Here is a 5,448-nt window from a genome sequence, read left to right on the forward strand (position 1 = left end):
TTGCCGCGTTCAAAACCATGAAGCGGTTTTCATAATCCGTTCCTTGGTCGACTAATTACTCGTTGGTCCAAAGAAGCTCATGGTACCTGTCGCCAACGGCAGGTCGCTGGCGGGAAACGTTCCATCCGCCACGCTGCGATGCGGAGTCCCGGTTGGTGAGTCTGGTATGCGTCCCGCAAAGAAGAACCCGTAGCTTCGCAGCGTGTCCCAGTCGTCGGAATGGACAAAGAGATGGGTGGGGATCAACTTTTGATAGTCGCTCCTTCCTTCCTGATTCACGGCTTCATTGTGGGCTTTTGCGGCCGCGAATCGCCGATGCAGATCTGCGCGAGCTTCATCGATTTGGGCGTACGTGTAGATCGGTGAAGATGGGTTCTCTCCGCCAATTCGCAGGCTGGTGCGAGTGAAACCGTAGGTTTCTCCAAGCAATTCGAAGAGCTGCAGAATTCTTTCGGGTCCAAAGTGAGCTAGACCGTACAACTTGTCTTGACGGGCCGGTCCGTGGAAATGGTCGTCCATGTAGTAGAGCTGTCCCTTTTTGCTTCGACCGCCCTCTCCCTCGATCACTCCGGCTAAGAAATTAGGATTGCGAATCGCGTCTCTCAGGAGTTGTGGATCTCCTGGATTTCCGCCTGGCAGCGAATTGTTCCAAAAGTTCCAAGGAGCTTTGACCTTCCGTTTATCAGGTTCGCCATCCGTGTTCCCCAATTGCATACCAAGCTCGGGAACCGCCAAGAGCCGTTCAACGACAGCTTGGTATTTCGCATGGCGTACCTCCGAGCGAATTCCGGTTACTTGATCAGTGTTCAATGGTTTGCCATCGGCCCAGACCCAACCCAAGAAACGAGACAGATCGGCTTGTTCCTGGGCCGTGAGGTCACCGTACTCCCCGGCTGGAGCCGTTCCAGCAATAGCGACGGACGCAAACAAGACACCAAGACTCAAAAACATTCTTTCGCAATCAAGACGCCTCAACTCGGAGGCGAAAACAGCAAGCTTAGGCACAAGGACACTTAACATTTCATCACCACCACAGATGTGCATCAAATACAAAATGGGGTCCCGCATCTAGCGATATCTGCCTGCGATGAACCACACTCAACAGGCTCGCAAACTTATAAGATTAACGGTTTGAAAGCTAACCCCCATATGCAGCATCTGTTTGCCGATCGAGTCGCTGAGCCGGGAAGAAATCAGCCCGCTGAATATCAAGCTTCTATAACGGACAGAGCTTCCCATGAGACGACAGGGGAAATGCCCGCCGATTCGTCGTCCGATGCCGCGTCAATTATCAGAGATGGCCTCGTCGAAGTGCGCGGCACCTTTGTCGATCGTGTTTTTCAATTGCGAGTCTGTTAGCACGCCCAGCCAAACCGCCACGTCGTCGATTTCACCTAACCAATCGCCTCCGTTGCTGACCGACAAAGCCCGATCGGGACGTCGCCCGATAGTGAAATTCTTAATCGTGGCATGGGAGGTCGCCGAAACATCCTCGCCTACAAGGACGCCGTCAACGTATAGCTTCAATCCGTCCGCGTCACCAACAGTCATGGCCACGTGCGTCCAATCTCCGAGCGTGATGGTACCGGGGATCGACGCGACCTCCGCGATAACACCACCGCCTGGCAACAACGTCGCCGACACCGAACGGTCAGGCTCGACTCGGAAGAACGCGCCCGCTCGATTCGAATTTTGAGTTCCCGCGATATAGGACTTGCCCGAGGATTGGCGTTTCAATCGCACCCAAGCCGCGATCGAAAAGTCCGTTTTGGGAAACGGATTCTCACTCGTCGAGATGAAACCTCGCTCGGACTCGAATGTTGCCGCTCGCCCGACTTTCCCCGGAACAAAACGAACCATCCCGCCTACCAATCCATCTCGAGAACCAACCGAATCGTTGGCGTTGCCGTCGAGCTTCCAGTGCCCAATCAACTTCGCGGGAGGCACCGTCACTACGACCTGCTCACGCTGCTTCGGCTGATACTTCACCGAGAACGTCGCGTCACCTTGCATCGTTCCGTCCAGGATCAACCGATCACCAACACGAGTCGCGTCGATCACCTGACCTTCCGACTCAACCACTCGCGACACTTCGGAGGCGGGCAATTCGATCTGAGCGGTCATCCCCGGAGGCAACGCAACGGACAATTCCAACAACTCACCTTCCAGGGTCCAGTCAATCTCAATCGGTCCGCGTGGTGTCGGCACTTTGCCCTTGGCGTACTTCAATCCGCCCATGCAGGGTCGAATGCGGGCAACTTCCCATCCCGGCGACAGAGCTTCGGCACCAAGAATGAATCGCGGCAACAGGTTGGCGGGCGCGGCGCCCCAGGCGTGATTCCAATCCTGGTTCGGTTTGTATTTTTGATCCCATGCTTCCCAAGTGATCGTGGTTCCGGCGCGCACCATGTTTCGCCAACTCCGTCGGTTCGGAGCCGTCATCATGGCAACCGCTAAATCATCAGCGCCATTTTGAAACATCGCTTCCATCAAATATTGAGCGGCATAAACCGAACACCTCATCCCGCGACTCCCCAGCCAATCGGCAATCTGCTCTCGATCGGATTCGGGCGCCAACCTGAAAGCGAGGGGAAACAAATTCGCGTGAACAGACTGGTGCTCCGTCCCGACACCATCGCGATAACGCCCCGACTCAACGTCAAAGAGTTGTCGCTGAAACTCCGCATAGCTCCGTTTCCCGTGTGCAGTGAACTCCTCCACGTCATCATCGATACCGAGACTACGAGCTATTTGAATCATCAACGCAATCGCCCGCAGGTGAAACGCATTGACGACCGTGTTGATTTCTTTGAACTCAAAACGATCCCGCTCACCTGCTGGCCAATCAACAATGTCCGTTCGCTTGATCTGCTGGGCATTGCTATGGATCAATCCATCGGGACCGCGTCGATCGAGCAGCATCTTCGACTTCACGGACTCGTACCGTTCGGCTAACCACTCGGCGTCGCCTGTTCGCATCCAGTCCGCGTGCAACATGAACACCATGTGCGGCGCCCATTCGGTCGGCCACGTGGCATGCTTCATGAGATGGTCGAACGTATCTCGGGCCATCTGAACATCTTGGTCGCAATAGTAGTGACTGAGTTGATTCAAATAAGCATCGGCTTCGTACGGAATACGTTCGCGATCACCGTCGACATAAACACCGGCAAACGTTGTGGCTTTGATCGAGTAGCGACACAACTCCCAGATCTGATTGAGCATCTCGTCAGACGATTCAAACGCAGCGGCATCGTCATCCCACGTCGCCGCATACGCCGCTTGCCGCGTCACGTGCTCCGGACGCAGTTCTCCATCCCATCCCTCGATCTCGAGCCAACGAAACGGTGCAACAACACCCCACTCCGATGGCGTCAAAATGGCACCACGATTCTGTTGAGTATTACGCCGGTCGGCCTTGGGAGCCGCAATCACCGGGGCACCACCATCAACAGCAACGATCGTTTTCAGATACCGGACGGTTCCAGGGGGCCGGCGATCGATGCGTCCATCCGCAAACGCCTCGCCAAAGTGGATGACAACCTCTCCGCTTACGTCCCGCGGAGGATTCAGCCGAACATTGCCAAACGCGACACGACCAAAATCAACGAGGTACCCGCCCGATTCCGTCTGCACTATGCTGACAGGACGCTCTTCGACGAGATGCACCGGCGCGGCAGACGCCCCAGGCGAAATGACCAACCATGAGAGAATCGTGACTACGCTAGCAAGTGGGGTTCGCATGTGACTCGGTGTTTTTCGATATTCGCGTGGCGCAATTGGCTTCACGATAAAGCAAATGGCTTCGCAGTAAAACAATGGGGCTTCGCCGCACCGCAATTGGCTCCGTTGCGCGGCATAGCTTTCGCATCAAAGCGTCAGATTCAGTTGACCGAGTTTCGATCTTTCTGCAACGAGATTTTAATCGCTTCCGGATCGCCACTCGTTTCGCCTGCTTACTCGTCGCCCGCGGCGATTCAGCGATGATGCTCCACCCCTGACAAGAACCTTCAAACGGTTCGAGTATCTCAGACAAGGACATGCCCGTTCACGGAAGATGCCGGTCGCCAGAATTCGGAACTCCAAAGTCTGGCGACATCCGCTAAATCAGTTGAAGGGGCCTTTAGTTAGGAGCGTCCGTTGCATCGCTCGGCACTTCGGCAATCGTCTCGTCCAAATCCAAATTAGTGTTGTTGGCGTCGGGGTTGTCGTTGAGGTATTGCCCAATTTCATCGCTATTGGTCACCACGCCAGGATCGCTATTATCGCAACCCACGAACGCGAGCGAACCGGCTACCAAAACCATCAATCCGATACTACGAAACATGTTCAAATTCCTTTACGAAGATCAAACTTAAAACAAAAATGCCGGACGCATGTGCATCCGGCGAAAGAGAGGCGAACCACGTCCGAATCAGAATTCTTCTTCAATGACCTCTTTGCCCGCTCGCGTGCCCAATGCTCCCCAAAGACCGAACGGACTTCGTGAACCTGGCGCGAGGTTGTTGTTCGGGTCGTCGCCGACGTGCCGGCTGGATTGGTTGCCCGCCTCGATGGAATCGGTAATGAACTTGACCGCCCCGTCGCCCATCAGAATATGACAACCGCCTTGATGGCGACTTCCTGCGGGATAAAGACCATCTGACAGTTCGTTCTCGCTCCCGTTCGAATCGACGCAGAGGTTGCTGTTTGGCGGTGTGACGATGGTCAGGTATCCGTAAACACCGCGCCCCATCGCCCACTTAAAACCGCGTCCGGCTTCAGCGGCACCACCGAGAGCGATGCTAGTGAAGTTGGCACCCGACTTCCAAAATTGCGGACGTTGTGGATCGATGTCACCGTCGCATGCTTGGTTACCGCCTTCGTTTCGCGAAACCACAACACTGGTGCTCCCTGACACGAGACGGGTTCGCGTGTCATTGTCCCCAAGGTCCGTCACGATTTCGCCCGCACATATCGTGTTGGCCAAACCATCGAGGATGTCGCGGAACTTCATCACGTGACGTGAACGGAAGAACCCACGATTCGAAACACGCGAGCGTTGACGATACGTCGCAACCTGCCACCCCGATCCGGACTCATTGCCGCGGTCATCGATATTACTGAGCAGCAACGCCGTAGCATCGCCGAGACTCGCGGCATAGTTCGTGCGCCCTTGTGCGGGTAAACCGCGTCCTGGATCACTCGGGCATCGCAAGCCAGGCACTTCAGTCAACCAGGGTGTATATGGATCGGTCGTGCCGTGGTTAGCAATTGTAAAGCGAGGTTCGCTGCCCATGGGTGGATGGACCACGGTGCCGCCGGGCGCGATGTAAGGGTTGCTGATTTGTTCCCACAACGCTTGCTGCTCCATGAACGGAGTTAACCCGACCAACCAACTCAACTCGAGCACGTTGTCAGGAAGAGGCTTGGCCGCCCCCACCTTTTGATTGGTGCCACCGTTTTGCA

Annotated in this window: 4 protein-coding genes; all 4 read right to left on the reverse strand. The window is 55.4% G+C overall.

Translation table 11 applies throughout. The features are described from left to right. Window positions 1-51: 51 nt before the first annotated feature. Window positions 52-951, reverse strand: a complete 900-nt coding sequence (locus tag RSSM_RS03850) for a hypothetical protein (RefSeq protein ID WP_008674714.1) — start codon at window positions 949-951, stop codon at window positions 52-54. A gap of 333 nt (window positions 952-1,284) precedes the next feature. Continuing rightward, on the reverse strand, window positions 1,285-3,744 hold the full coding sequence (locus tag RSSM_RS03855; RefSeq protein ID WP_236620917.1) for a family 78 glycoside hydrolase catalytic domain: 2,460 nt from the start codon (window positions 3,742-3,744) through the stop codon (window positions 1,285-1,287). Between the two features lie 379 nt (window positions 3,745-4,123). Next, window positions 4,124-4,327 (reverse strand): hypothetical protein, encoded by a 204-nt coding sequence (locus RSSM_RS03860; protein WP_008674719.1) that lies wholly within the window; start codon window positions 4,325-4,327, stop codon window positions 4,124-4,126. Between the two features lie 87 nt (window positions 4,328-4,414). Next, the coding region (locus RSSM_RS03865; RefSeq protein WP_044300966.1) for a DUF1559 family PulG-like putative transporter at window positions 4,415-5,448 on the reverse strand (1,034 nt) is incomplete at its 5' end.

It is taken from the genome of Aporhodopirellula sallentina SM41, assembly GCF_000346505.1.
GTDB lineage: Bacteria > Planctomycetota > Planctomycetia > Pirellulales > Pirellulaceae > Rhodopirellula > Rhodopirellula sallentina.

Excerpts from the sequence above, each read along its gene's own strand:
- RSSM_RS03850 (WP_008674714.1), bottom strand. The coding sequence starts at position 951 with ATGTTTTTGAGTCTTGGTGTCTTGTTTGCGTCCGTCGCTATTGCTGGA.
- RSSM_RS03855 (WP_236620917.1), bottom strand. The coding sequence starts at position 3,744 with ATGCGAACCCCACTTGCTAGCGTAGTCACGATTCTCTCATGGTTGGTC.
- RSSM_RS03860 (WP_008674719.1), bottom strand. The coding sequence starts at position 4,327 with ATGTTTCGTAGTATCGGATTGATGGTTTTGGTAGCCGGTTCGCTCGCG.